The organism is Rhizobium sp. USDA 3886 (genome assembly GCF_056279785.1).
The window spans coordinates 3,566,799-3,590,000 of record NZ_JBWCDC010000001.1 but is presented as its reverse complement, the minus strand read 5'-3'; the positions used below and the strand labels follow the sequence as shown (position 1 = coordinate 3,590,000).

Annotated in this window: 23 protein-coding genes and 1 pseudogene (1 of these 24 cut by a window edge); 6 read left to right on the top strand and 18 right to left on the bottom strand. The window is 60.2% G+C overall.

Going from position 1 to position 23,202, the window contains the following annotated elements; all coding sequences use genetic code 11:
- Positions 1 to 613: the 3' portion of a M23 family metallopeptidase gene (locus ACZ9BX_RS18120; protein WP_476219351.1), read on the top strand. The gene continues 1,319 nt to the left of window position 1, outside the view; the window shows 613 of its 1,932 coding nt (coding positions 1,320-1,932); its start codon lies beyond the left edge, outside the window; its stop codon occupies positions 611 to 613.
- A gap of 52 nt (positions 614 to 665) precedes the next feature.
- Here the strand turns inward: ACZ9BX_RS18120 and clpB are convergent, their stop codons facing one another.
- Positions 666 to 3,269, bottom strand: a complete 2,604-nt coding sequence (gene clpB / locus ACZ9BX_RS18115) for an ATP-dependent chaperone ClpB (RefSeq protein WP_476219349.1) — start codon at positions 3,267 to 3,269, stop codon at positions 666 to 668.
- Between the two features lie 285 nt (positions 3,270 to 3,554).
- Here clpB and ACZ9BX_RS18110 point away from each other — a divergent pair, with 285 nt between their 5' ends.
- Complete coding sequence (locus tag ACZ9BX_RS18110; protein WP_476219347.1) at positions 3,555 to 4,151, top strand: LysE family translocator; 597 nt, start codon at positions 3,555 to 3,557, stop codon at positions 4,149 to 4,151.
- Between the two features lie 15 nt (positions 4,152 to 4,166).
- On the opposite strand, the gene ACZ9BX_RS18105 is transcribed toward ACZ9BX_RS18110, so the two are convergent.
- The 5 genes from ACZ9BX_RS18105 to ACZ9BX_RS18085 all read right to left on the bottom strand — a co-directional run bounded on the left by ACZ9BX_RS18105 (position 4,167) and on the right by ACZ9BX_RS18085 (position 10,807).
- Positions 4,167 to 4,859, bottom strand: coding sequence for a DUF4167 domain-containing protein (locus tag ACZ9BX_RS18105; protein ID WP_476219345.1), 693 nt, complete (start codon positions 4,857 to 4,859; stop codon positions 4,167 to 4,169).
- A gap of 340 nt (positions 4,860 to 5,199) precedes the next feature.
- Positions 5,200 to 6,072, bottom strand: a complete 873-nt coding sequence (prmC, locus tag ACZ9BX_RS18100; protein ID WP_476219343.1) for a peptide chain release factor N(5)-glutamine methyltransferase — start codon at positions 6,070 to 6,072, stop codon at positions 5,200 to 5,202.
- Positions 6,069 to 7,148, bottom strand: a complete 1,080-nt coding sequence (gene prfA, locus ACZ9BX_RS18095; RefSeq protein ID WP_476219342.1) for a peptide chain release factor 1 — start codon at positions 7,146 to 7,148, stop codon at positions 6,069 to 6,071. Before prfA ends, prmC begins: the two co-directional genes overlap by 4 nt.
- A 28-nt stretch (positions 7,149 to 7,176) precedes the next feature.
- Positions 7,177 to 9,444: a phosphoenolpyruvate--protein phosphotransferase gene (gene ptsP / locus ACZ9BX_RS18090; RefSeq protein ID WP_476219341.1), complete on the bottom strand. Its 2,268-nt coding sequence runs from the start codon at positions 9,442 to 9,444 to the stop codon at positions 7,177 to 7,179.
- Positions 9,445 to 9,532: 88 nt separating this feature from the next.
- Positions 9,533 to 10,807, bottom strand: a complete 1,275-nt coding sequence (locus tag ACZ9BX_RS18085) for an aspartate kinase (RefSeq protein WP_027512295.1) — start codon at positions 10,805 to 10,807, stop codon at positions 9,533 to 9,535.
- Between the two features lie 273 nt (positions 10,808 to 11,080).
- Here ACZ9BX_RS18085 and ACZ9BX_RS18080 point away from each other — a divergent pair, with 273 nt between their 5' ends.
- The gene (locus tag ACZ9BX_RS18080) at positions 11,081 to 12,490 is read left to right on the top strand and encodes a DUF5939 domain-containing protein (RefSeq protein ID WP_476219339.1); all 1,410 of its coding nucleotides are present in this window, start codon (positions 11,081 to 11,083) and stop codon (positions 12,488 to 12,490) included.
- Between the two features lie 26 nt (positions 12,491 to 12,516).
- On the opposite strand, the gene ACZ9BX_RS18075 is transcribed toward ACZ9BX_RS18080, so the two are convergent.
- Complete coding sequence (locus ACZ9BX_RS18075; protein ID WP_476219337.1) at positions 12,517 to 12,960, bottom strand: DUF421 domain-containing protein; 444 nt, start codon at positions 12,958 to 12,960, stop codon at positions 12,517 to 12,519.
- Between the two features lie 12 nt (positions 12,961 to 12,972).
- The gene (locus tag ACZ9BX_RS18070) at positions 12,973 to 13,476 is read right to left on the bottom strand and encodes a hypothetical protein (protein WP_132567914.1); all 504 of its coding nucleotides are present in this window, start codon (positions 13,474 to 13,476) and stop codon (positions 12,973 to 12,975) included.
- A gap of 215 nt (positions 13,477 to 13,691) precedes the next feature.
- Here ACZ9BX_RS18070 and ACZ9BX_RS18065 point away from each other — a divergent pair, with 215 nt between their 5' ends.
- Both ACZ9BX_RS18065 and ubiG read left to right on the top strand, forming a co-directional pair.
- On the top strand, positions 13,692 to 15,119 hold the full coding sequence (locus tag ACZ9BX_RS18065; protein ID WP_476219336.1) for an amidase: 1,428 nt from the start codon (positions 13,692 to 13,694) through the stop codon (positions 15,117 to 15,119).
- A gap of 53 nt (positions 15,120 to 15,172) precedes the next feature.
- Entirely contained in the window at positions 15,173 to 15,919 is a 747-nt protein-coding gene (gene ubiG / locus ACZ9BX_RS18060; protein ID WP_476219334.1) for a bifunctional 2-polyprenyl-6-hydroxyphenol methylase/3-demethylubiquinol 3-O-methyltransferase UbiG, read from the top strand.
- 3 nt (positions 15,920 to 15,922) lie between these two features.
- On the opposite strand, the gene ACZ9BX_RS18055 is transcribed toward ubiG, so the two are convergent.
- From ACZ9BX_RS18055 to ACZ9BX_RS18040, 4 genes and pseudogenes are all read right to left on the bottom strand, one after another.
- Positions 15,923 to 16,351, bottom strand: coding sequence for a DUF1178 family protein (locus ACZ9BX_RS18055; RefSeq protein WP_027512300.1), 429 nt, complete (start codon positions 16,349 to 16,351; stop codon positions 15,923 to 15,925).
- On the bottom strand, positions 16,348 to 17,205 hold the full coding sequence (locus tag ACZ9BX_RS18050) for a carbon-nitrogen hydrolase family protein (RefSeq protein WP_476219332.1): 858 nt from the start codon (positions 17,203 to 17,205) through the stop codon (positions 16,348 to 16,350). The genes ACZ9BX_RS18055 and ACZ9BX_RS18050 overlap by 4 nt, the downstream gene beginning before the upstream one ends.
- Positions 17,206 to 17,216: 11 nt before the next feature.
- Positions 17,217 to 17,474: a glutaredoxin 3 gene (grxC, locus tag ACZ9BX_RS18045; protein ID WP_476219330.1), complete on the bottom strand. Its 258-nt coding sequence runs from the start codon at positions 17,472 to 17,474 to the stop codon at positions 17,217 to 17,219.
- Between the two features lie 34 nt (positions 17,475 to 17,508).
- Positions 17,509 to 17,963: pseudogene (locus ACZ9BX_RS18040) on the bottom strand (ComF family protein); the annotation flags it as partial.
- Positions 17,964 to 18,149: 186 nt separating this feature from the next.
- On the opposite strand from ACZ9BX_RS18040, the gene ACZ9BX_RS18035 reads away from it, so the two are divergent.
- The gene (locus ACZ9BX_RS18035) at positions 18,150 to 19,034 is read left to right on the top strand and encodes a class I SAM-dependent methyltransferase (protein WP_132567905.1); all 885 of its coding nucleotides are present in this window, start codon (positions 18,150 to 18,152) and stop codon (positions 19,032 to 19,034) included.
- Between the two features lie 27 nt (positions 19,035 to 19,061).
- On the opposite strand, the gene ACZ9BX_RS18030 is transcribed toward ACZ9BX_RS18035, so the two are convergent.
- From ACZ9BX_RS18030 to ACZ9BX_RS18005, 6 genes are all read right to left on the bottom strand, one after another.
- Positions 19,062 to 19,229, bottom strand: coding sequence for a Flp family type IVb pilin (locus ACZ9BX_RS18030; RefSeq protein ID WP_476219327.1), 168 nt, complete (start codon positions 19,227 to 19,229; stop codon positions 19,062 to 19,064).
- A 37-nt stretch (positions 19,230 to 19,266) separates the two neighbouring features.
- Entirely contained in the window at positions 19,267 to 19,584 is a 318-nt protein-coding gene (locus ACZ9BX_RS18025) for a hypothetical protein (protein WP_087000325.1), read from the bottom strand.
- Between the two features lie 124 nt (positions 19,585 to 19,708).
- Complete coding sequence (mutT, locus tag ACZ9BX_RS18020) at positions 19,709 to 20,122, bottom strand: 8-oxo-dGTP diphosphatase MutT (protein WP_027512306.1); 414 nt, start codon at positions 20,120 to 20,122, stop codon at positions 19,709 to 19,711.
- On the bottom strand, positions 20,119 to 20,940 hold the full coding sequence (locus ACZ9BX_RS18015; protein WP_476219324.1) for a GNAT family N-acetyltransferase: 822 nt from the start codon (positions 20,938 to 20,940) through the stop codon (positions 20,119 to 20,121). The genes mutT and ACZ9BX_RS18015 overlap by 4 nt, the downstream gene beginning before the upstream one ends.
- Positions 20,909 to 22,150 (bottom strand): bifunctional glutamate N-acetyltransferase/amino-acid acetyltransferase ArgJ, encoded by a 1,242-nt coding sequence (argJ, locus tag ACZ9BX_RS18010; RefSeq protein ID WP_476219322.1) that lies wholly within the window; start codon positions 22,148 to 22,150, stop codon positions 20,909 to 20,911. Before argJ ends, ACZ9BX_RS18015 begins: the two co-directional genes overlap by 32 nt.
- Before the next feature lie 115 nt (positions 22,151 to 22,265).
- Positions 22,266 to 23,141 (bottom strand): peptidylprolyl isomerase, encoded by an 876-nt coding sequence (locus ACZ9BX_RS18005; protein WP_476219320.1) that lies wholly within the window; start codon positions 23,139 to 23,141, stop codon positions 22,266 to 22,268.
- Positions 23,142 to 23,202 lie beyond the last annotated feature (61 nt).

Below are 23,202 nucleotides of genomic sequence, written 5' to 3'. Positions count from 1 at the left end.
GCTTTACGTCAATGCCCGTTTTGGCGATACGGTGACACGCTTCTACCGCTTCCAGGATGCAGACGGAAACGTCGACTACTTCGATCAGGATGGCAAGAGCATCCGCCAGTTCCTGCTGCGCAACCCAGTGCCGAACGGCATCTTCAAGTCCGGTTTCGGCATGCGCCGCCACCCGATCCTTGGCTTTGCCCGTATGCATACCGGTGTGGATTGGGCTGCTCCCCGGGGCACACCAATCATCGCGACCGGCAACGGCACGGTGGAAAAGGCGGGCTGGGATTCCGGCGGCTACGGCAATCAGACGATCGTCCGCCACGCCAATGGATACGAGTCCTCTTATAACCACCAGAGCGCCATTGCCAAAGGCATTGTGCCCGGAGCCAAGGTTCGTCAGGGCCAGGTGATCGGCTGGGTCGGCACCACCGGCGAATCCACCGGACCGCATCTGCACTACGAGATGATCGTCAACGGCACCAAGGTCGATCCGCTTCGCATCCGCCTGCCGGGCGGCAAGTCGCTCAACGGCGAAGCACTGGCGAAATTCCAGGACGAGCGCAAACGCATCGATACGCTTCTGGACAACCAGCCGGTCGACCAGGTCGCCAGCAAGTAGGCCAGACAAAAATGGCGGCCGGAGCCGCCATTCCCCTTCCGGGTGCCGGTCTTTACGCTGCTTCGCTGACAGCGGAACTACCCAGGCGGAACAGCAAGCGGTCGGAACCGCTGGTGACCTTCACCGTCGATCCGTCCGGCACCTGGCCGGAGAGAATCTGCTCTGCGAGCGGATCCTGGACATATTTCTGGATCACCCGCTTCAACGGCCGCGCGCCATAGGCCGGATCGTAACCTTTGTTGGCAAGCCAATTGCGGGCATCGTCGTCGAGCTCGATCGCGATCTTGCGCTCGGCCAGCAGTGCCACAAGCCGTTTCAGCTGGATATCGACGATTGCGCCCATCTCATCGCGCTTCAGGCGATGGAAGAGGATGATTTCATCGATGCGGTTCAGGAATTCCGGCCGGAAATTGACGCGCACGACGTCCATCACCTGTTCGCGAACCGTGTGGCTGTCCTGGCCCTCGCCCAGTTGGGTGAGGTATTCGGCACCGAGGTTCGAGGTCATGATGATCATCGTATTGCGGAAGTCGACCGTGCGCCCCTGGCCGTCCGTCAGCCGTCCGTCATCCAGCACCTGCAGCAGGATGTTGAAGACGTCGTGATGCGCCTTCTCGATCTCGTCGAAGAGCACGACCTGATAGGGCCGGCGGCGGACGGCTTCCGTCAATGCGCCGCCTTCCTCGTAGCCGACATAGCCGGGAGGGGCGCCGATCAGCCGGGCCACAGAGTGCTTTTCCATGTATTCCGACATGTCCATGCGCACCATCGCCGTCTCGTCATCGAAGAGGAAGCGGGCGAGCGCCTTGGTAAGCTCCGTCTTGCCGACGCCGGTGGGACCCAAGAAGATGAACGAGCCGATCGGCCGGTTCGGGTCCTGCAGCCCGGCGCGCGCGCGGCGAACGGCACGCGACACGGCTTGCACCGCGTCGCCCTGGCCTATGACAGAAGTCGCCAGTTCGTCTTCCATCCTGAGCAGCTTCTCGCGTTCACCTTCGAGCATCTTGTCGACCGGAATGCCGGTCCAGCGGGAAACGACCTGGGCGATATTGTCCGCGGTCACGACCTCCTGCACCATCGCGCTACGGTCGCCATCCTGGCTTTCCGCATCGGCCAGTTGCTTCTCAAGCTCCGGAATAACGCCATAGGTCAATTCGCCGGCGCGCTGGAATTCACCCTTGCGCTGGGCGATTGCCAGTTCATTGCGGGCGTCGTCGAGCTTCTTCTTAAGATCGGCGGCAAGGCCGAGCTTCTGCTTTTCCGATTGCCAGCGGGCCGTCAGCGCGTTGGCCTTCTCCTCTAGGTCCGTCAGTTCGGCATCGAGCCGCGTCAGACGGTCGGCGGAAGCCGCATCCGTTTCCTTCTTCAACGCCTCACGCTCGATTTTCAGCTGCATGATGCGGCGGTCGAACTCGTCGAGCTCTTCGGGCTTCGAATCCACCTGCATGCGCAGCCGCGCGGCCGCCTCGTCCATCAGGTCGATCGCCTTGTCGGGCAGGAACCGGTCGGTGATGTAGCGGTTCGACAGCGTCGCCGCCGCCACCAGCGACGAGTCCGAAATGCGGACCTTGTGGTGCTGCTCGTATTTTTCCTTGAGGCCGCGCAGGATCGAAATCGTGTCCTCGACCGTCGGCTCCTCGACCATGACGGGCTGGAAGCGTCGAGCAAGCGCCGCGTCCTTCTCGACATGTTTGCGATATTCGTCGAGCGTGGTTGCGCCGACGCAATGCAGCTCGCCGCGGGCAAGCGCAGGTTTCAGCAGGTTGGAGGCATCCATCGCCCCGTCCGCCTTGCCGGCACCGACCAGGGTGTGCATTTCGTCGATGAAGAGAATGATCTCGCCGTTCTCCGATTGCACCTCGTTGAGCACGGCTTTCAGCCGCTCTTCGAATTCGCCGCGATACTTTGCACCCGCAATCAGCGCGCCCATGTCGAGCGCCATCAGCTTCTTGTCCTTGAGCGACTCCGGCACGTCACCGTTGACGATGCGCAGTGCCAGGCCCTCAACGATTGCCGTCTTGCCGACACCGGGCTCACCGATGAGCACCGGGTTGTTCTTGGTGCGGCGGGAGAGGACCTGGATGGTGCGCCGGATCTCGTCGTCGCGGCCGATCACCGGATCGAGCTTCCCCTCGCGGGCCTCGCTGGTCAGATCGCGGGCGTATTTCTTCAGGGAATCGAAGCCTTGTTCCGCATTGGCGGAGTCCGCCGTGCGCCCTTTTCGAATGTCGTTGATCACCTGATTGAGGATCTGCGCCGTCACGCCAGCGTTCTTCAGCGTCGCTGAGGTTGAAGCGGAAGTCTCGATCGCCAAGGCCTGCAGCAAGCGCTCGACGGTGACAAAGCTGTCGCCGGCTTTCTTGGCGGCCTCTTCAGCCGTAGAAAAAACTCTAGCGAGCGGCTGGGCGAGATAGATGTTGCCGTTGCCGCCGGAAATCTTCGGCAGCTTTGCAAGCGCTGCATCGTTCGCAAGCCGCGCGGCCTTGGCATCGCCGCCGGCGCGTTCGATCAGCGAAGCGGCCATGCCTTGATCGTCGTCAAGCAGGACCTTGAGCACATGTTCCGGCGTGAATTGCTGATGACCCTGTGCCAAGGCATAGGTCTGGGCGGACTGAACAAAACCGCGTACCCGCTCGGAATACTTTTCGATATTCATATTCTACCTCCATGGATCGCCCTGCCCGTATAAGGCACAGACCGATGATTGAGATTGAGCTCCCTCAAAAGGCGAGCCGTCGCTTCATCCTTTTTAGAAATTGAACGAAGCATTCGGGGAAGAATATGGGATGGATTTTCGCGAGTTTAAAGAGCCTGGAACCATGAAACCCGCGCCGAAGAATTCTCTGCGAACGCGCGGCGCGGCCTGACGGCACAAACGTTCAAGACCCGATTGTAGCGCTGCTGGTATGCCTATAGCAGCTTCCAAAACAGCGGGCCTGCGATGACCGCCGAGCAAATTATTGCATTTCTGACCTTCTCGATTGTTGGCGCCATCACACCCGGCCCCAGCAACGTCATGATCATGGCCACCGGCTCGCTCGTGGGTTTGACACGCGGCCTGCCCTGCGTGCTCGGCGCTACCTTGGGAATGTCGTCTCTATTCTTCTGTGCGGGCCTCGGCCTTGCGCAGCTGTTTCTGCTTTATCCACTTACGTTGACGATCATGAATCTGATCGGCGCTGCCTTTTTGTTTTGGCTAGCCTGGAAGATCGCGATGGCGGACGTGGCGCAGGTGAAAGGTGACGCGAAAGCCGTGGGGTTTCTGCAAGCTGCGGCTTTTCAATGGATGAATCCGAAGGGCTGGCTGATCGCCGTAAGTGGGGTTGCCGCCTACTCCGGCGCATCTCCAGGGAGCGCTTTCGGCTTGGCCGCAACCTTTGCAGTTCTATTTTTTGTAGCAGCCTTCCCGAGTGGTCTCGCCTGGTTGATGGCGGGCGCATTGCTGCAGAAACTGCTTCAAGACGCGCGCATTGCGCGCGCCTTGAATATTGTGATGGCAATCGTGCTCGCCGGCTCTGTCGTAACAATTTTCATGTGAGCCGGAGACGGGGCCTTATTCGGTAGCCGCTTCGGCCAAAGCCGGTGCTTCGGTGGAAGCCTCGCCCTCGCCTTCAGCGCGGCGGGGGCGGCGCGGACGGTTGCCGGCGTTGCGGCGGCGCGGCTGACGCTCCTGCTGCTGGCCGCCTTCTTCCTCCATGGAAACTTCGGCGGGAATGCCTTCGATGTCCGGCTGGGGGCCGGTTCCGTCGTTGGTTTCCTGAGCCGGGGCCGGTAGGGAAGTCGGAGCTTCTGCGCGGTGTTCGCGACGATCTGCGCGCTGTTCGCGACGATCTTGCTCGCGCGGCGGCTGAACGACGACGGCATCATCACTGTCTGCAGAATCCAGTTCGTCGCCATCGCGCTCGCCACCTTCGCGGTCGGTATATTCGTTCCGATCGTCGCGCTGGAAACGTTCCTGCATCTGCGTCTGGGCAGCCGCAATGATGCGGTAATAGTGCTCTGCGTGCTGTAGGTAGTTCTCGGCTATGACGCGGTCACCGGAGCTCTGGGCATCGCGGGCAAGCTGCGAGTACTTTTCCGCAATATGCTGGGCCGTACCGCGGATCTTCACGTCGGGGCCGGAGCTGTCGTAGGTCCGCGTCAGCGGATTGCCACCCTTGCGGTTGAAATTGTTGTTGTTATTTCCGCCGCTGTTATTGTTACTGCCACGCCCTCGACCGCGCTTGTTCTGCTGTCCTGGCCTCATAGATCGTTCACCTGAATTCTGTGTTTGTGTGGAGTGATGGCACCAACCACCGTGGCCGGTAAACCGGCTCAGGGCCTTCGTGCCGCAAGCAAAATGCGCCTTCGCGCCGACTTGCCGCTTGTTCTCAAGTCATATTGACTGATTCACGCATTGGGTCGTGTTCAACCTTTGAAACTCTCGTTTAAAAGAATGGACCCCCGAGGCCGACCAAGTACCGAACGAATCGACGTTCCTTCCTGACTGCCCAACGCGTGAGGGCAACCTATATCGCTTCCCCGGGAAATCCAAGCCTTTTCTTCGCAATGGCAGTAATGTCCTGTTCAATGCTGCAATTTGTCGCTCAGGCGCTGAGTGCGAACACAAGCACCCGGTCGTTCTGGCCATAATCCTTTACGGATTCGACACATCTGAAGCCCGCCGCCTCGAAGACCGCCGTCACGTCATTCCGCTGGTCGTAGCCGATTTCCAGTCCTATGACGCCGTTTGGCTGCACGAACCTCGCAGCATCCTTGGCTATTGCTTTGTATGCGTCAAGCCCATCCGGGCCACCATCCAGAGCTGCCGCCGGATCAAATTTCGTCACTTCAGGAGCGAGATTGTCAATGACATTGGAAGCAATATAGGGCGGATTTGAGACGATTGCGTGAAACATGCCGTGAATGTTTTGAAACCAGCTGGATTGCACAGTCTCAAACCGTTCTTTCAATCCGTTTCTTGCAGCGTTCGATTCAGCCGTCCTAAGGGCATCTACCGATACATCGCTTCCGATACCCGACGCTTCCGGACATTCGCGCAACAGCGCAAGGCATATCGCCCCGGTTCCGGTTCCTAGGTCAAGGATATGGAGATGCTCCTCAGTCTTTGCAAGGGTTCTTAAATAAGGAAGTACCGCATCGACGAGAGTTTCCGTGTCCGGCCGCGGCTCCAGCGTCTCGGCGGAAAGCGAAAGCGGCAAACCATAAAATTCCCGTTCGCCAAGAATGCGGTGGACCGGCTCATGCGCTAGCCGCCGTTCCACAGCCGCCTGTATCAGCGCCTCCTTATCCGCAGCAAGAGGCTCATTACTACGTGATAGCATTTCGGTCGGTGAGAGCTTCAGCAATCCGGCAACAAGCAATCTTGCATCTGTTGCGGCATCGGCGATACCGGCTTCGGTGAAGCGGCGGCGGACTTCCGCGAGAACTTTGGAAACCGTCGGCCGCGCTCCGGTCATTGCTGCTCGCCAAGCTGCGCCAGTTGGCTTGCCTGATAATCGGAAAGCAGGGCATTCACCACTTCATCGATCTCGCCTTCCATCATCCGGTCCAGCTTGTAGAGCGTCAGGTTGATTCGATGATCGGTAATGCGTCCCTGCGGAAAATTGTAGGTTCGTATCCGCTCCGAGCGATCGCCGGATCCGACCTGGCTCTTGCGATCGGCAGAACGTTCACTATCGGCCCTTTGCCGTTCGGCATCATAGAGCCGAGAACGCAGGACCTGCATTGCCTTGGCCCGGTTCTGGTGCTGCGACTTTTCCGAACTGGTGACGACGATGCCCGTCGGCAGATGCGTGATACGCACCGCCGAATCCGTGGTGTTGACGTGCTGGCCGCCCGCGCCGGATGATCGCATCGTATCGATACGGATGTCCTCCGGCCGGATTTCGATGTCGATTTCTTCGGCTTCCGGCAGCACGGCAACCGTTGCTGCCGACGTATGGATGCGGCCGCCCGCTTCCGTTTCCGGCACGCGCTGCACGCGGTGCACTCCGGACTCGAACTTCAGCTTGGCGAAGACACCCTTGCCCGTGATCGTGGCGATGATTTCCTTGTAGCCGCCGGCTTCGCCCTCGCTTGCGGAAAGCATCTCGACCTTCCAGCCGTTCGCCGCAGCGAAACGTTCATACATGCGGAAAAGGTCGCCTGCAAACAGTGCGGCTTCCGAGCCTCCCGTACCTGCGCGGATTTCAAGGATCGCGCTCTTTTCGTCTGCGGCATCCTTCGGCAGCAGCAGGATTTGGATTTCCTGCTCCAGCGCCTCGATGCGCTCCTTCACCTCCGGCAATTCCTGCTCCGCGAGATCGCGCATCTCGCGGTCGACGGACTTATCCTCGAGCAACGCTTCGAGATCGGAAAGTTCGGCTTCAGCCTTTTCATAGGCGCGGATCTTGGTGACGACCGGCTGAAGCTCGGAGTATTCGGAGGCAAGCTTCACGTAGACGTCTGCCGATGGACCAGCCGACATGCGCGCTTCGATTTCGCCGAAGCGGCGTTCCAGCTCGCGCATCTTTTCAACGGGAAGCTTTGCCACCCTTGACTCCGATTCTTCTTATAGTTCGCTAAAGGGGAATATTGTGGCTCTCGGCGAAGTGGGCAAGCACCTCGCGTATCGGGGTCGTCGCGTGGATATCGTCCAGCGCGTCGTTCATGACCTTTGCCAGAGCCGCTGCGTCGAGGCCGAGGAGCATAGCCTTCACAGGCCCGATCGAGGCCGGAGACATCGATACAGAGCGGAACCCGATGCCGATCAGCGCCATCGCCGAGATCGACTTTCCGGCAAGCTCACCGCACAATGTCACCGGCGTGTTGTTGCGTTCGCCGGCTCGCACGATGTCGCGCAAGAGCCTGAGAAACGGCTTGCCCAGTGTATCGAAACGGTCGGAAACGCGCGCATTGCCGCGATCGACCGCCAAAGCAAACTGGAAGAGATCGTTTGAACCGACCGAGACGAAATCGACCGCCGCCATCAGTTCGTCGAGTTGCCAGAGAAGCGCCGGCACCTCCAGCATCGCACCGAACTGCAGCTTGCGCGGCAGGCCGTGGCCGAAGCGGGAAAGGTGCTGCACTTCCTTCTGAAGGAGTTCGCGAACGGCGGCGATCTCGGAAACCTCGGTCACCATCGGCACCATGAGCTTCAGCTCGGCACCAGCCGCCGCCTTCAGCATGGCGCGAAGCTGCGTGCGCAAGAGCCCCGGCCGGTCGAGCGACAGGCGAATGGCGCGCCAACCGAGCGCCGGATTCTCCTCCTCGTGGCCGCGGAAATAGGGCACAACCTTGTCGCCGCCGATATCGAGCGTGCGGAAGGTAACGACGCGGCCGGCCGCCTGCTTCAGCACATTGCGATAGAAGGTTTCTTGCTCGTCGGCCTTCGGCAACGTGGAAGCGATCATGAACTGCAACTCGGTGCGGAAGAGGCCAATGCCTTCGGCACCCGATTCCGCAAGCTGCGGCAGATCGACCAAAAGCCCGGCATTCATCAGCAGCGAAATCCGCTGCCCGTCCTTCGTCAGCGGCTCGACGGAGCGCAGCGCCCGGAACTGCTCCTGTCGGCGCGCGCGGAACCTGACTTTTTCCTCGTAAGACCTCTGATGCTCCGGCATTGGCCTCAGATGCACATGGCCGCCGTCGCCATCGATGATCACGGCATCGCCGTTTTCGGCAAGCGCCACAACGCCGGCCGCCTGGCCGATCACCGGAATGCCCATGGCACGGGCGACGATGACGACGTGGCTGGTGACGGCACCTTCCTCGAGCACCAAGCCGCGCACATTTGCGCGCGGGTAGTCGAGCAGTTCGGCAGCGCCCATGGCGCGCGCGAGGATGATCGCATCGTTCGGGAAACCATCACCCGATGTGTGGCCGCTATAGCCGGTCAGTTGCCGCAAAAGGCGGTTCGCTAAGTCTTCGAAGTCATGCATGCGCTCGCGGAGATAAGGATCCGTCAGGCGTATCATGCGCGCCTTGGTGTCGCTCTGGACTTTTTCGACCGCAGCTTCCGCCGTCAGACCGTTGCGGATCGCCTCTTCGAGTTTGCGTACCCAGCCCTGGTCATGCGCGAACATGCGGTAGGTTTCCAAAACCTCACGATGCTCGCCCTCCATCGACACGTCGCGGCTCGACAGCAAGTCGTCGATCGAAATCCGAAGCGACCCCATTGCCTCCGCCAGCCTGCGGATTTCCTTCTCCGAATCTTCATTGAGAAGATTGGTGACGACGATGCGCGGCTCGTGCAGCACGACGTAGCCGAGCCCGATGCCTTCGTTATAGGTGTCGCCATTGATCGTGACCGAACGCGTCAGGTCGAGTTCGAGGCCAGGCTTGGTGATCTGCTTAAGCTCGCCGGTGGCGATCATCTCGGCGAGCACCATCGCCGTCGTTTCCAAGGCTTCCAGCTCTTCCTCGCGGTAGGTGCGACTCGCCTTGTTCTGCACGACGAGAACGCCGAGCGAACGGCCGGTGCGAAGGATCGGCACACCGAGGAAGGAATGGTAGATTTCTTCGCCCGTTTCCGGAAGATAACGGAAAGCAGGGTGAGACTGTGCGTCGGAAAGGTTGAGCGGCTGCGCCGAAGCAGCGATCGTACCAACGAGACCTTGCCCCATCTTCAGCTGCGAGAGGTGGACAGCCTCTTTATTCAGACCTTCGGTCGCATAGAGCTCGAGAACGCCGTCTGAGCGCAGCACGTAGACGGAGCAGACCTCCGCCACCATGTTGCTGGCGATCTGCCGAACGATCCTGTCGAGACGCTCCTGCGGCTCCAGCGGCTCCGCCATCAATTCGCGCAGCCGCTTGAGCAGTACGCGCGGACCGCCGGATAGGTCTCTCATGGCGTCTCAAGCTCCAATAACAAAAGTAAAGTAACCCGGCAGGCGCCGCGTGACTTCTCAACTTACACGCGCGGCAGGCTGCTGGGAATCAGTTCTTATCCAGACCGTAGCAGGAATGCAAAGTCCTGACAGCGAGTTCCGCATAAGGGCCGTCGATCAGGATGGAAATCTTGATTTCCGACGTCGTGATCGCCTTGATGTTGATCCCCTTCTCGGCGAGAGCCTTGAATGCGGTGGCCGCAACGCCGGCATGCGAACGCATGCCGATGCCGATGACCGACACTTTCACGAGACCCGATTCGTTCTGCACGACATCGTAGCCGATCTTTTCCTTGTTCTCGCCGAGCACCTTGATCGCCTTCTCGACGTCGCCCGAAGGCACGGTGAAGGTCATGTCGGTCTTCGAGCCGTCCTCAGAGATGTTCTGGACGATCATGTCGACGTTGATATGGCTCTCGGCCAGCGGCCCGAAGATCGCGGCAGAAACGCCCGGCCGGTCGGCTAGACGGCGAAGCGATATCTGAGCTTCATCCTTGGCATAGGCGATGCCGGTGACTACTTCCTGTTCCACGATTTCATCCTCGTCACAAATCAGCGTTCCGGGCGGATTCAACAGATCACCCATGCCCGGAGCATCGGGATCTTCGAAAGAGGAGCGCACAAAGGTACGGACCTTGTGTACCATGGCAAGCTCGACCGAGCGGACCTGCAGCACCTTGGCGCCGAGCGAGGCCATTTCGAGCATTTCCTCGAAGGCGATCTTCTTCAAGCGGCGCGCCTGCGGCACGATGCGCGGATCGGTCGTATAGACGCCGTCGACATCGGTATAGATATCGCAGCGATCGGCTTTGACAGCAGCCGCGATCGCCACCGCCGAAGTATCTGAGCCGCCGCGGCCAAGCGTCGCGATCCGGTTGTCCGGCCCAAGACCCTGGAAACCGGCGATGACGGCGACTTGGCCCTCGCCCATGCGCTTGATGATGTCGGCGCCGTCGATTTCGAGGATGCGGGCAGCGCCATGCGCATTGTCCGTACGGATCGGGATCTGCCAGCCCTGCCAGGAGCGCGCATTGATGTCCATGGCCTGCAGAGCGATCGAGAGCAGCCCGGAGGTCACCTGCTCGCCGGAGGCGACGACCGCGTCATACTCGCGCGCATCGTAGAAAGGCGAGTTGGCACCGACCACTTTCGGCGCCCCCTGCACCCAGCCGACTAGTTCGTTGGTCTTGCCGGACATCGCCGATACGACCACAGCCACTTCGTGGCCGGCGTCGACTTCACGTTTCACATGGCGGGCAACGTTCTTGATGCGGTCCAGATCAGCGACGGATGTCCCGCCGAATTTCATTACGATGCGTGCCATAAGCCTCTACCACAGCAAACGCCGGGAGAGACGAAAGCCAGACCCGGCATGACGAAGCCCTGAAAACAGCATGGCCGAAGGGCTCGGATCGGGAGTCTCTGGAACCCTTCTAAAGCCTTGCACCCAAGGGCCCAAGTTGCGGCGTCTCTTAGCGAGTTTGAAGGTGGGTGACAAGGTGGCGCTTCAATTGAAACGGAAAGACCCGCGGGACAATCTCAGCCGCTTCGAGAAAATCCGCTGATCGCGCATCGGATTCGGTGTAAGGTGCTTGTCATGAGTGAAGCTCAGTCTTTATTCGCACAGTTGCGCCAGTCTGCGCAGCCGGAAATAGTCGACGCTATCGAGCGGCTCGTCCGTGACGCCCCCGACCGCAAGCTTTGCCGTGTCAATGCGCTTGCTTTTGCAGCCAGCGAAACCCTCGGCGAGGAACAGGTGGTCAACGCCTTCCTGCACGCCTCCCGCCTCGGCATATTCGACCTATCATGGAACGTGCTGTGTCCCGGCTGTGGCGGGGTGCTCGACGCCAATACCTCGCTGAGGACCGTCCAGAGCGACGAATACAGCTGTGCACTCTGTGCGGCGGGCTACGAGCCGACACTGGACGAGATGGTCGAAGTCACCTTCACCGTCAGCCCGCGCGTGCGCCGCATTGCCGCCCACAATCCGCACGAACTGCCGCCATTGGAATATTTCCGTCAGATATACTGGAGTTCAGGGGTCGACCTGCCGGAGGAGGATTTTGGGGCAAAGGTCGATGAATTCATCCTTGAGTGCCTTGAACTGCCGCCCGGCGAGAAAGCCGTCATTTCCCTGCAGCTCCCTGCGGATTTCGTGATCATCTTCGAACCGGTCACCCATGCGGCGCAGTTCCTGGATATCAAAGGCGAACCAACCAAAGAGCGGCAGAGTCTCTCGCTGGTGTTCGATCGCGCGCACCGGCATAGCGAGCCCCTCGAGCTGAGGCCCGGTCCGGTGCGTATTTCGGTGGAGAACCATACCGAGGTTCGCACCTTGCCGTCTGTTTGCATAGCGAACGAGGCCCTGCATGGTTTGCTCGGCCGCCGCCGCCCGTTCCTGACTGCCAAGCGCCTGCTCTCCAACCAGACCTTCCGCGACATCTATCGCACCGACACGATAGAAGTGGATCAGCGGTTGAAGATCACCAGCCTGACCTTCCTCTTCACCGATCTGCGGGGCTCGACCGAACTTTACGAAAGGGTGGGCGACCTAGCAGCATTCGACCTCGTGAAAACGCATTTCAGCATTCTCAACGACATCGTCGGCGCGGAAGCGGGCGCTGTTGTGAAAACGATTGGCGACGCGGTGATGGCCACCTTCCCGACCCCCGACCGCGCCGTCGTCGCAGCCATGCGGATGCGCGAGGCGATGCGCAAGCTCAACCAGGAACGCGGCAGTGACGATCTGCTTCTGAAGATCGGCATCCACGAAGGACCATGCATCGCCGTGAACCTGAACGAACGGCAGGATTACTTCGGGCAGACGGTGAACATCGCCTCGCGCGTCCAGCATCTGGCCACATCGCGCGAAATCTTCGCAACCGGCTCGGTGCTGGGCGACCCGCGCGCCTTCAGCCTTCTGACGGATCGCGGCCTCAATCCGATGTCGCAAAAAGTCACGCTTCGCGGCATCGCCAACGAAATCAGCATCTTTGCGATTCCGTAAGCTGGCCTTCGAACGCGGCTCAGCACTCATTGATTTTTGATGATGCTGATGGCGCCGCTCACCTCGAGGATAGCGAAGCGGATGTCCTTGACGCTTTCGACACCCTGTTGATTACGCGCGGCCTCGAGCACATCTTCGATCTGCAGCCTGCAGCCGCGCAAGGCCTCCTGGTCTGCAACCCCATTCGTAATCAGAATGGTCGGAACGCCGTCGATGACCTTGCCCGCAAGCGGCGACCAGCTCTTGAGGTAGGAGAGCAGGATATCCGCGAGAAACAGGGTCAGGATCAGCACCATCGCATTGGTTATCGAAAAATCGTCGCCGAGCATCGCCTGCTGCGTCGTCTCGGAGATCACCAACAGAATCACGAGATCGAACGGTGTCATCTGCGCGAGCGTCCGACGGCCCGAGAGGCGTATGATGACAAGGAGGGCAAAATAGATGGCGAGGCCACGAATAACGCTTTCCATATCGAGTTCTCCTCACGGAAGGATCAAGACAAGCAGTGCCGAAACGTGATCGCCGATACCGAGACGAATTCGATGAAAGCCCGGCGACTGGGTGTGGAGGCGGAACCTGACATCGACTGGTAGGCCCGGGTTCCCGGGAAACTGATAATGGATCAAGCCGGCTTTTGGCGTCACCGCCTTTGGAGGCGGATCGATGCCCTCGACGAAGAAGCCCTTCAGGAACGCCGCATCGGCTATGAAGACGCGATCAGCATCGCCGGGTCCGAACCGAATATGAATCTCGTCCGGCGCATTCCATCGCGAAATGGCTGGGTAGTCGACTGTTCCTTGTGGCGTCTCCATCAGGGCGCGGGAAAGATATCCGCCCTTTCCCAGAGCGCCGAAGAGGCAGCTTATGAGAATGATGCCGAAGACAAACCAGGCGGCGCGCTGAACAATCCAGACACGCCGCTGAAAGGCCCGATGGTCCCTGATGCCGTCGGGCAAATAATCGCTGCCAGTCCCTTTGTTCGTCATCGGCGCAGCCTCATCCACAGGGACACCGCCCGTCCCAGCGAGATAACGTCACTCGACGCAGCGAGTTTCCGAAATTCAAGAATCCAATGTGCAATGCCGAATTAAAGGACCGAGAACGGCAATCCGGGCATCTCGAAACGGAATTCATTAGTAGTCCTGGTGATCGAAAAGCCGCATAAGACAGCAAGCACTCCTTCACGCTGGCAGAAGACACGATGAGCAAGCCACTGGAAACCGACATGCCGCACCCGTTGGACCTTCCCGCGGCCGCGATCGCAACGGGCATCCGCCAGGGCCGGTTCACCTCCGAAAGCGTCGTGGCGGAATCGATCCGCCGCGCCAAGGCGGTGTGCGAAACGCTGAACCCATTCACCATTCTCCGCGAGGAGCAGGCGCTCGAAACGGCCCGAGAGGCGGATCGCTCGGTCGTCGGCGGCGAAGCGACAGGCCCGCTGCACGGTGTACCGTTTGCAGCCAAAGATCTAACGCCGACGGTGGGCGATCTGACAACGTTGGGCTCCTGGACAAAGGGCGATTGGGTGCCCGCCGAAACAGCACTCTGCATCCGCCGCTTGCAAGCCGCAGGTGCCATTCTGATGGGAAAGACGACGACGCCGGAGTTTGCCTTTGCGAGCTTCACCGCGAGCCCGCGCTGGGGTGTGACCCGCAACCCATGGAATCCGGAGCATACCTCCGGTGGCTCCTCTGGCGGCTCAGCCGTGGCGGTCGCGACCGGCGTCGTGCCCTTCGCAGAAGGGACGGACATGGGCGGCTCTGTACGCATTCCATCCGCGTTCTGCGGCACGGTCGGTCTCAAGCCAAGCCTCGGACGAATTCCGATGACGATCCTGCCTAGCGTCTTCGACAATATCTCGCATTTCGGGCCGCTGGCCCGCACGGTGGACGATGCCATCGCCTTCATGGAAGCGGCCTGCGGTCCGAGCGACGAGGACATCACCTCGCTGCCGATCGGTTTCGTGTCACATGCGGCACGAGACGGCCAGTTGGAAGACAAGCGTTTCGCACTCTCAATGGACCTCGGCTATTACCGCATCCAACCCGAAGTCGAACAGGCGATACGGGCCGCGGTCGAAGAACTGCGCCGAGCCGGCGCCATCGTCGATGAAGTCCCGATGCATTGGACGCGCTCGGTCAACGACGAATGGTTCGATCTCTGGTGCGTTTTCATGTCTGGCTTCTTCGGCGAGACGATCGCCGAATACCGGGAGAAAATGGACCCCGCCGTTGTAGCGATGATCGAGCGCGGCTTGTCGATGAATGCCACCGCCTACAAGCGCGTCGAACTGCTACGCACAGCAATGTGGCGCGATATGGCAAAGCTGTTCGAGAGCTACGACGCGCTGCTCTGCCCCACCTGCGCGATCACCGCGCCGCTCGCCAGCGAATGCGACGATGACTATGTCGGCACCGGCGCAGACGGCCGTTTCGCCGGGCTCGACATGACCTGCCCTTTCAACATGTTGCCACAACTGCCCGCGCTTTCACTGCCGGTCGGCCCCGCTGCAAATGGCATGCCGGTCGGGCTGCAGATCGTCGGACGTCGCTTTGCCGATGAGCATGTGTTGGCGATAGGCGCTGCACTCGAAGCGCGTCTTGCCGTTCCCCGTTTGCCGGCCTCTTGACTTATGCTGCCGATCGTCCGACTTCACTCACGACGAACGCAAGGAGCAGGGTCATGAGCGACGCGGCAAAAAGCACGATCGACCAGAGCGAGGTGGACCGCTTTTCCGCGATGGCGGCGGAGTGGTGGAGCCCGACGGGCAAGTTCAGGCCGCTGCACAAGTTCAACCCGGTGCGGCTCACTTATATCCGCGACAAGGCTGCCGAAAACTTCAGCCGCGACACGAAAGGCCCGCGACCGCTGGAGGGCCTGCGCGTACTCGACATCGGCTGCGGCGGCGGCCTGCTCTCGGAACCCGTCGCCCGCATGGGCGCAACGGTTGTCGGTGCCGATCCCTCGGAGAAGAACATCGGCATTGCCTCGACACACGCGCAAGCGTCTGGTGTCACAGTCGATTACCGCGCGGTCACCGCCGAACAGCTTGCGGAAGCAGGAGAGACCTTCGATATCGTCCTGAATATGGAAGTCGTCGAACATGTCGCCAACGTCGATTTCTTCATGACGACCTGCGCGAGGATGGTGCGGCCCGGCGGGCTGATGTTCGTCGCCACCATCAACCGCACGATGAAGGCCGCCGCACTCGCGATCTTCGCCGCCGAGAACATCCTGCGCTGGCTGCCGCGCGGCACGCATCAGTATGAAAAGCTGGTCCGCCCTGAAGAGCTGGAAAAGCCGCTCACCGCCAACGGCATGACGATCATCGAGCGCACCGGCGTCTTCTTCAATCCGCTGGCGAACCAGTGGAACCTATCCAAGGATATGGACGTGAACTACATGCTCCTGGCGAAGCGGCCCGAATAGCGATCAGTTCACATCTTCCGGCAGGACCGGAAGCGCGGCAATTTCGATGCCTTCCTCAAGCAGTGCCTGGGCCTCGTCGATCGTGGCTTGTCCCATGATGCCGCGAGCATCCGCCTCGCCGTAGTGAATCTTGCGGGCTTCTTCGGGAAACTGCGCGCCGACATCTTCGGCGTTCGCCTTGATGTGAGCGACGGCCGCCTTCAGCTTTTCGAAGGCCTCGCGCCGCGCCGTATCCATAGCCAGCGTCTTCATCTCGTCCTTCTTGCGGGCGGTCGAGACGGATGGCGCCATCAGTGTTTTCGAGATGGACGTGGAATTGCAGACTGGACAAGTGAGGTAACCGGACGCGACCTGCCGGTCGAAATCGGCACTTCCGGAGAACCAGGCTTCGAATTCGTGGGCATTCTCGCAACTGAGGGAATAACGGATCAAGCGGCGACGCCTCCTGCGACAGCCCCCGAGATTTTTTCGATCGAGAATTCGCGCCCGTTTTTCAGATTCGGAATCTTGTCGTGCGCGGCCTTGACCGCCGTTCGATCGATATCCGCGACAATCACCACCTCGCCCGTACCGCCGGCCGACGCCAGCACCTTACCCCAGGGATCGATGATCATCGAATGGCCGTATGTCTCGCGGCCGTCCTCATGGACTCCAGCCTGGGCCGCGGCAATGACGAAGACCCCGTTTTCGATGGCGCGGGCGCGAAGCAGGATTTCCCAATGCGCCTCACCCGTCTGCCTCGTGAACGCGGCAGGCACAGTCATGACTTCCGCCCCTGCAATCGCCTGGGCGCGGAAAAGCGCAGGAAACCGGACATCGTAGCAGATCGTAAAGCCCATTTCCGCGAAGGGCAGCGACAGGACGCGCGCCTCCGAACCCGGGCGATAGGCAGCACTTTCCCGCCAGCTTTCACCGTTATCGAGATCGACATCGAACATATGGATCTTGTCGTAGCGATTCAGAATTTTGCCATCTGGGCCGAAGAGAAAGCCTCGATTGGCGATCTTGCCGTCATCGAGCGCGATCGCCGTCGAGCCGACATGCAAGTAGATGCCAAGTTCAGCAGCAAGCGCGGATGCCGTCCTGACGATAATATCGTCGGTCTCGTCGCGCAGCACCGCTTTCGCGGCAATCTTGTCGCGCTGCAGCATGCCGGTCATTTCCGGCGTCTGCACATAGATCGCGCCTTGGGCTGCTGCGCCACGCACCAAGTGCATCATAGAGGCGGCATTCCTTGCTGGATCGACACCGGAACACATCTGAACGGCAGCGGCCTTGAACGTCATCGGTCCCCCCTTTAGGCTACCAGCATGGGATCGAGCCTGCCGGCCCGGTCCAGTGCATAAAGATCATCGCATCCGCCGACATGCTGCGCGCCAACGAATATCTGCGGGAAGGTCGTCCTGCCGTTTGACTTGCCAACCATCTCTTGGCGGAGATCTGGCGAAAAGGTCGCGTCGTGTTCGACATAATCGATCCCCTTCTCTTCGAGGAGGGACTTGGCGCGGGTGCAATAGCCGCAGAACTGCCGCGTATAGATGGTGACGAGTGCCATATATGGTCTCCAAATGGATGCCAGTTTTCCTTTGTCATATAGGTTCTGAGAAAGCGCTTGCAAAGGTTAAAACCGTGATGTCCACGGCGCCCGCCCGCCCGCCGAAGCGTGTGGGTTGCCGCACCGAGGTTAGCACCGCTCGTATAGACGTCGTCTATAAGGACGATGCGCTTGCCGAAAACATCGTTTTCCCGGCCCCTGGCGATCGCGAACGTACCGCGCACATTGTCCTCGCGCGCCTTTGCGCCGAGCCCAACCTGTTGCGTGGGGCGATTGACCCCAGCAACGTGCGGGCAACAGGGGCTTGCCTGAACGACGGGCGAGATGGCGTGCAAGCTCCGCTGCCTGATTGAACTTGCGCGAAAGCATTCGGGAGCGATGAAGCGGGACCGGAACTAGGGCATCGCAGGCCTCGACCGTGCCTTTGCTCGCCCAAAGCATCCAACCCGCCATCATCGGCGCCAGATCGGTGCGGTCGTGAACCAGCAGCCATGATGCCGCAAGATGCGCAGGCCGGCGCATAGAGCAGATCGGCGAACATTGCGAAGGGCCGCGTTAGCCGCAGCGCCCCCGGCCGTTTGAAATCGATGAGCCCCATTGGCGAAGACTAGCGCTTTCCGCAAGAAAGGAAAATCCGCCTTGCCGCCCTTCGCTCGCAGGATTATGGACATCCGTATGGATATGATCTTCGACCGGACCGCGATCGCCGCAAACCGCCGTCGCGCACTGAAAAACGCGGATCCGAAAGCTGCCTTCCTTCTGGATATTGCTGCCGCGGAACTTGCCGACCGGCTGGCCGTCGTCGAACGCCATTTCGAGACCGCCGTGGAACTGCATGGGATGACAGGAGCAGCGGCGCGGGCAGCAATTGCAACGGGCAAGATCGGTGCGATGACCCGGGTCGAGGCGGAGCAGGTATTTGCCGCGCCTAACGACGTGCTGGTCACGGCGCCGCTTGAGGACGTGCCGATCGAACCGCAATCGGCCAACCTCATTCTTGCGCCGCTCTGTCTGCATCTCACCAACGACACGCCCGGCGTCTTCATCCAGATACGCCGCGCCCTCAGGCCCGACGGCCTGTTTCTTGCGGCAATCCCAGGAGCCGGTACTCTTCAGGAGCTTCGGGACGTTCTGCTTGCAACGGAAGCGGAGATGACCGGCGGCGCCAGCCCACGCGTGATCCCGTTCGCCGACGTCCGCGACGTCGGCGGCCTCCTCCAGCGCGCCGGCTTCGCGCTACCGGTAATCGACGCCGAGGTCTATACGGTCCGCTACGACTCCATCTTCCCGTTGATGAAAGACCTGCGCGCTATGGGCATGGCCAATCCCCTCGCGGCCCGCAGCCGCAAGCCGCCCACCCGCGCATTCTTCCTCCGCGCGGCGGAAATCTATGCCGAGCGCTATTCCGATCCAGACGGGCGTATCAGAGCGATGTTCTCGATCATTTATGTTTCAGGATGGGCGCCGCATGAAAGCCAGCAGAAGCCGTTGCAGCCGGGCTCGGCGAAAGCGCGGCTTGCCGATGCTTTGCGCGTGGAAGAGCACAAGCTGAAACAGTGAATGGAAGTAGAGCTTCCAGTTCGGCGCTTAGTCACTATCGAGATGGTTGCTCACGGTATTGAAAGTGTCTTGCAGGCTGTTGCCGAAGGTCGTCAGCCCACCGATAAGGGCCACTGAAATCAGGGCGGCCAGGAGACCGTATTCGACGGCGGTCGCGCCACGGGCATCTGCAAGGAAAGCTTTCAGAATGCGCATGACAAACCTTTCGCGATGCGGCGGAGACCTAATTTCTTCAGCAACCGGCTCCTGAACCGTACCCTTGCACGACGCAAACCGAGCCGGGCGTCTCCTGCAGGACGCTACGTCGGATCGTGTAGCGCTTGCCGTTTTCCGTCCCCGGGATCGATCCGGTCGTGATCGTATCAAACTCAGCCGGAACACTGGCGAAAACGCTCGACTTGGACTTGTCGGCGAGCATCGGCGTGAGGATGAGCGTCAGGGCAACGACGGCAGTGCCGAAAAGCAAAGCGAGATTGAGCGCGCCCGTCCTGCGCGAAGCATTCGAGCTCTGTTCTTTCTCCCGGACAGCTTTCCAGAAATCGTCGTCCATGCGTCAAGCCTTTTACAAATACGCCAGTTGCTTGATTGAGGCCGATCTTAGGCAGAAGGTGATAAACGATCGATTAATAATCCTGGCCGAAAACGGCACTTTGCCGCAAGAAAGCGATAATTCGCTAAAGCAGATCCTGAAGCATCGGGATCAGCGGCTCATCGGCGGGCGGCATCGGGTAATCCCTGAGAGCCATAGGTTTTACCCATTTCAAAGCCTGGCCTTCCTTGCCATGCGGAATACCCTCATAGCGGCGGCAGACATAAAGTGGCATCAGGAGGTGAAATGTGTCGTAGCTGTGGCTGGCAAATGTCAATGGTGCGAGACAAGCGATCTTGGTCCGGATATCGAGTTCTTCCTCAAGTTCGCGCACCAGAGTTTCCTCCGGCGTTTCCCCCAGTTCGACCTTGCCGCCAGGAAATTCCCACAGGCCGGCGAGCGACTTTCCCTCCGGACGCTGTGCCAGAAGAATACGGCCGTCGGAATCGATCAGCGCGCATGCGGCAACCAACAGAATCTTCTTGCCGGTTTCGTTCATTGCGCCTGTTCCTGGCGCCAGTAGCAATAGCGATAAGCTTCACGGAAACCGAGACGATCATAGAGCGCCAGAGCCGGTTCGTTCGCGGCCTTGACCTGCAACCAGGCCGAGCGGGCGCTGCGCATGCGCGCCCAGCGAAGGGCAGACGTCAGAATTTCAAGGCCGAGACCCTCGCGCCGCCGCTCCTTAGCCACTGAGAGCGACATAATGCCGGCAAGATCGTTGTCCTGAACGCAAAGCACACTTGCAAGCGGACCGGTTTCCGGATCCTCGATCATGAAGAGACCGCACGGCGGTCCTATCGCGTTGATGATTTCCGCAAGCGCGGGCTTCAGCTTCGGGGAGACCTGATCCGTCGAGAGATTGGCATCGACGAAGCGACCGATGTCATGTGTCGGCAGGTGATCGAGTGTGTCCGGTAGTTCGGCATGCGTCAGGTCGCAGGTCATGACGATTGTCTCATCGAAATGCGTCCATTGCCGCTCCTTGACGAGATCGACCAGAACCGGCGACGCAAGCGGCGTTTGACGAAGAACCGCCGGGCGGCCGTAAGCCTCGAATCTGCGGCTCGCCTTCTCCAGCCGGACTTCGACGTCGCGATGATCGGAAGGGTCGAGCGGCACGATGGAATTCAACCGGTTCGACGGATGGCCTGCCGTCAGCCGCACCTGCCAGCTGCCGTCATATTGCACGGAGGAAGCCGGCCACGCCCGGAAGCCGACAGCTTCGAGCCTTCGTACCAGTGGCAGTTTTGCCTTTTGGGACAACGTTTCAGTCAATGAACGATCAGCTCCGGTAGTCGCCGTTGATCGCCACATACTCCTTTGTGAGGTCGCAGGTCCAGACCGTAGCGGTACCCGCGCCGAGCCCGATATCGACTTTGACAGGAATATCCTGCTTCTTCATCACATTCGAGGCGGCTTCCTCCGAGTAATCGGGGTCGCGCTCACCGTTAACGGCAACACGGACATCGCCGAACCAGATGGCAAGCCGATCGCGATCGGCCATCTCGCCAGCCTTGCCGACGGCCATGACGATACGGCCCCAATTGGCGTCTTCGCCGGCGGCAGCCGTCTTCACCAGGGGCGAATTGGCGATCGAAAGGGCAATGCGCTTGGCCGCCGCGTCGCTCTCGGCACGGGTCACAGTGATTTCCAGCATCTTGGTGGCGCCTTCGCCATCGCGGCAGACCTGCAGCGACAAATCCTTCAGCACTTCATTGAGCGCCGCGCGGAAGGCGGCAAGGCGCGGATCGTCGGCACGCTCGATGTGGACCTGGCCGTCCTCGGCCGCGGCAGCCGTCGCAAACAGCATCAGCGTATCGGAAGTGGACGTATCACTATCCACCGTCATCGAATTGAAGGTCGGGCCGACGCCATCCGAAAGCAGGGACTGCAAAGCGGCAGGCGCGATGTCGGCATCGGTAACGACGAAAGAAAGCATGGTCGCCATGTCGGGTGCGATCATCCCGGCGCCCTTGGCAATGCCGTTAATCGTCACCTTTACACCGGCGATTTCGGCACTGCGGGTCGAAACCTTCGGATAGGTGTCCGTGGTCATGATCGCTTTGGCGGCTTCGAACCAGATATCGCCGGCCGCCTCGGCATGCATGCGATCGAGAACGCCTGCGAATTTCGTTGCATCCAGTGGCTCCCCGATCACGCCGGTCGAGGCCAGATAGACTTCGTTCTCGGCGCAGCCGACGGCTGCGGCAGCCGACTTCGCCGTCAATGCGGTTGCCTGGCGTCCCTTCAGACCGGTGAAGGCATTGGCGTTGCCGGAATTGACAATGACGGCTCGCGCCACGCCATGCGGCAGATTGGCACGGCAGAAATCGACCGGCGCCGACGGGCACTTCGATCGCGTGAAGACCCCGGCAACGGCCGCCGGCTTGTCGAAGACCATCATCAGCACGTCCGTCCGGTTCTTATACTTGATGCCTGCAGAAGCGGTCGCCATGCGCAAACCGCGCAGCGCGGGCATCGTGGCAAAGGTTTTCGGAGCGAGCGGAGAAACAGAACCGGACATAATGATCGACCTGGCTATGGGCATTTCCAGGCGAAGTGGAAACCGGTTCGCCGTCCGGAAATGCGAAAATAGAGGATAGTGAAGGGCCTCGGCAGAACCGGGCCCTTGATGGAATTTACTGCTGCGGCTGCGTTGTTGGCGCCTGCTGCTTGTTCGCGTCGTCGTAGCCCTTGCGGAGCGTTTCGTCCATGATATCGACCTTGGACGTTTCCTTCGCTTTGGCGAGGAGCGCAAGATACTTGTCGCGCATGACGAGCTGACGAACCTGGTCCTTGACCTGATCGAACGGCGGCGGCGGAGCGTCGCGCTTGTCTTCAACCTTGATGACGTGGAAGCCGAAATCGGTCTTCACCGGCGTCTTGGAATAGGTGCCCTTTTCGAGAGAGAAGGCTGCATCCTCGAATTCCTTGACCATGCGGCCCCTGGTAAAATAGCCGAGATCGCCGCCGTCAGCCTTGTTCGGGTCGGTGGACTTTTCCTTGGCAAGGCTTGCGAAGTCCTTGCCGCCATCGAGCTGCTTGATGACGTCCTTGGCCTCGTCCTCCGTCTTCACGAGGATGTGGCGGGCGTGAACTTCTTCCTGCTTCGGAAGGGCTGCGACTTCCTTGTCGTAGCGCGCCTTCACTTCATCGTCGGTAACGGTATCGACGACATGCTTCTTGAAATAGGCATTATGCAGTTCCCGATCCGAGAGATACTGTACGCGCTTCTTGAATTCGCTGGTCTGATCGAGCTTCTCGGCGGAGGCATTGCCGGCGAGCAGCTTGACGTCAATCGCAGCCGAAAGCGCAGCAACCTTCTTCTGATCGTCCGGAAGCTGTGCGAGCTGGGGATCGAGGTTGGCGACGGCTAGATCGAGTTCCGACTGATGGATCTCAAGATCGCCGACCTTGGCAACGACGGCATCCGGCTTGTCTTCCGCATAGACCGGCGCCTGGAGCGCAACAAAAGTTGCAAGCGCCATCACGGCGAGTTTGTTGTAGCTCAACATCAAATAACCTTTCAGAGTTACACCACCGGCTTCAGCATTCGTGAATCCAGCCCAAAACAGC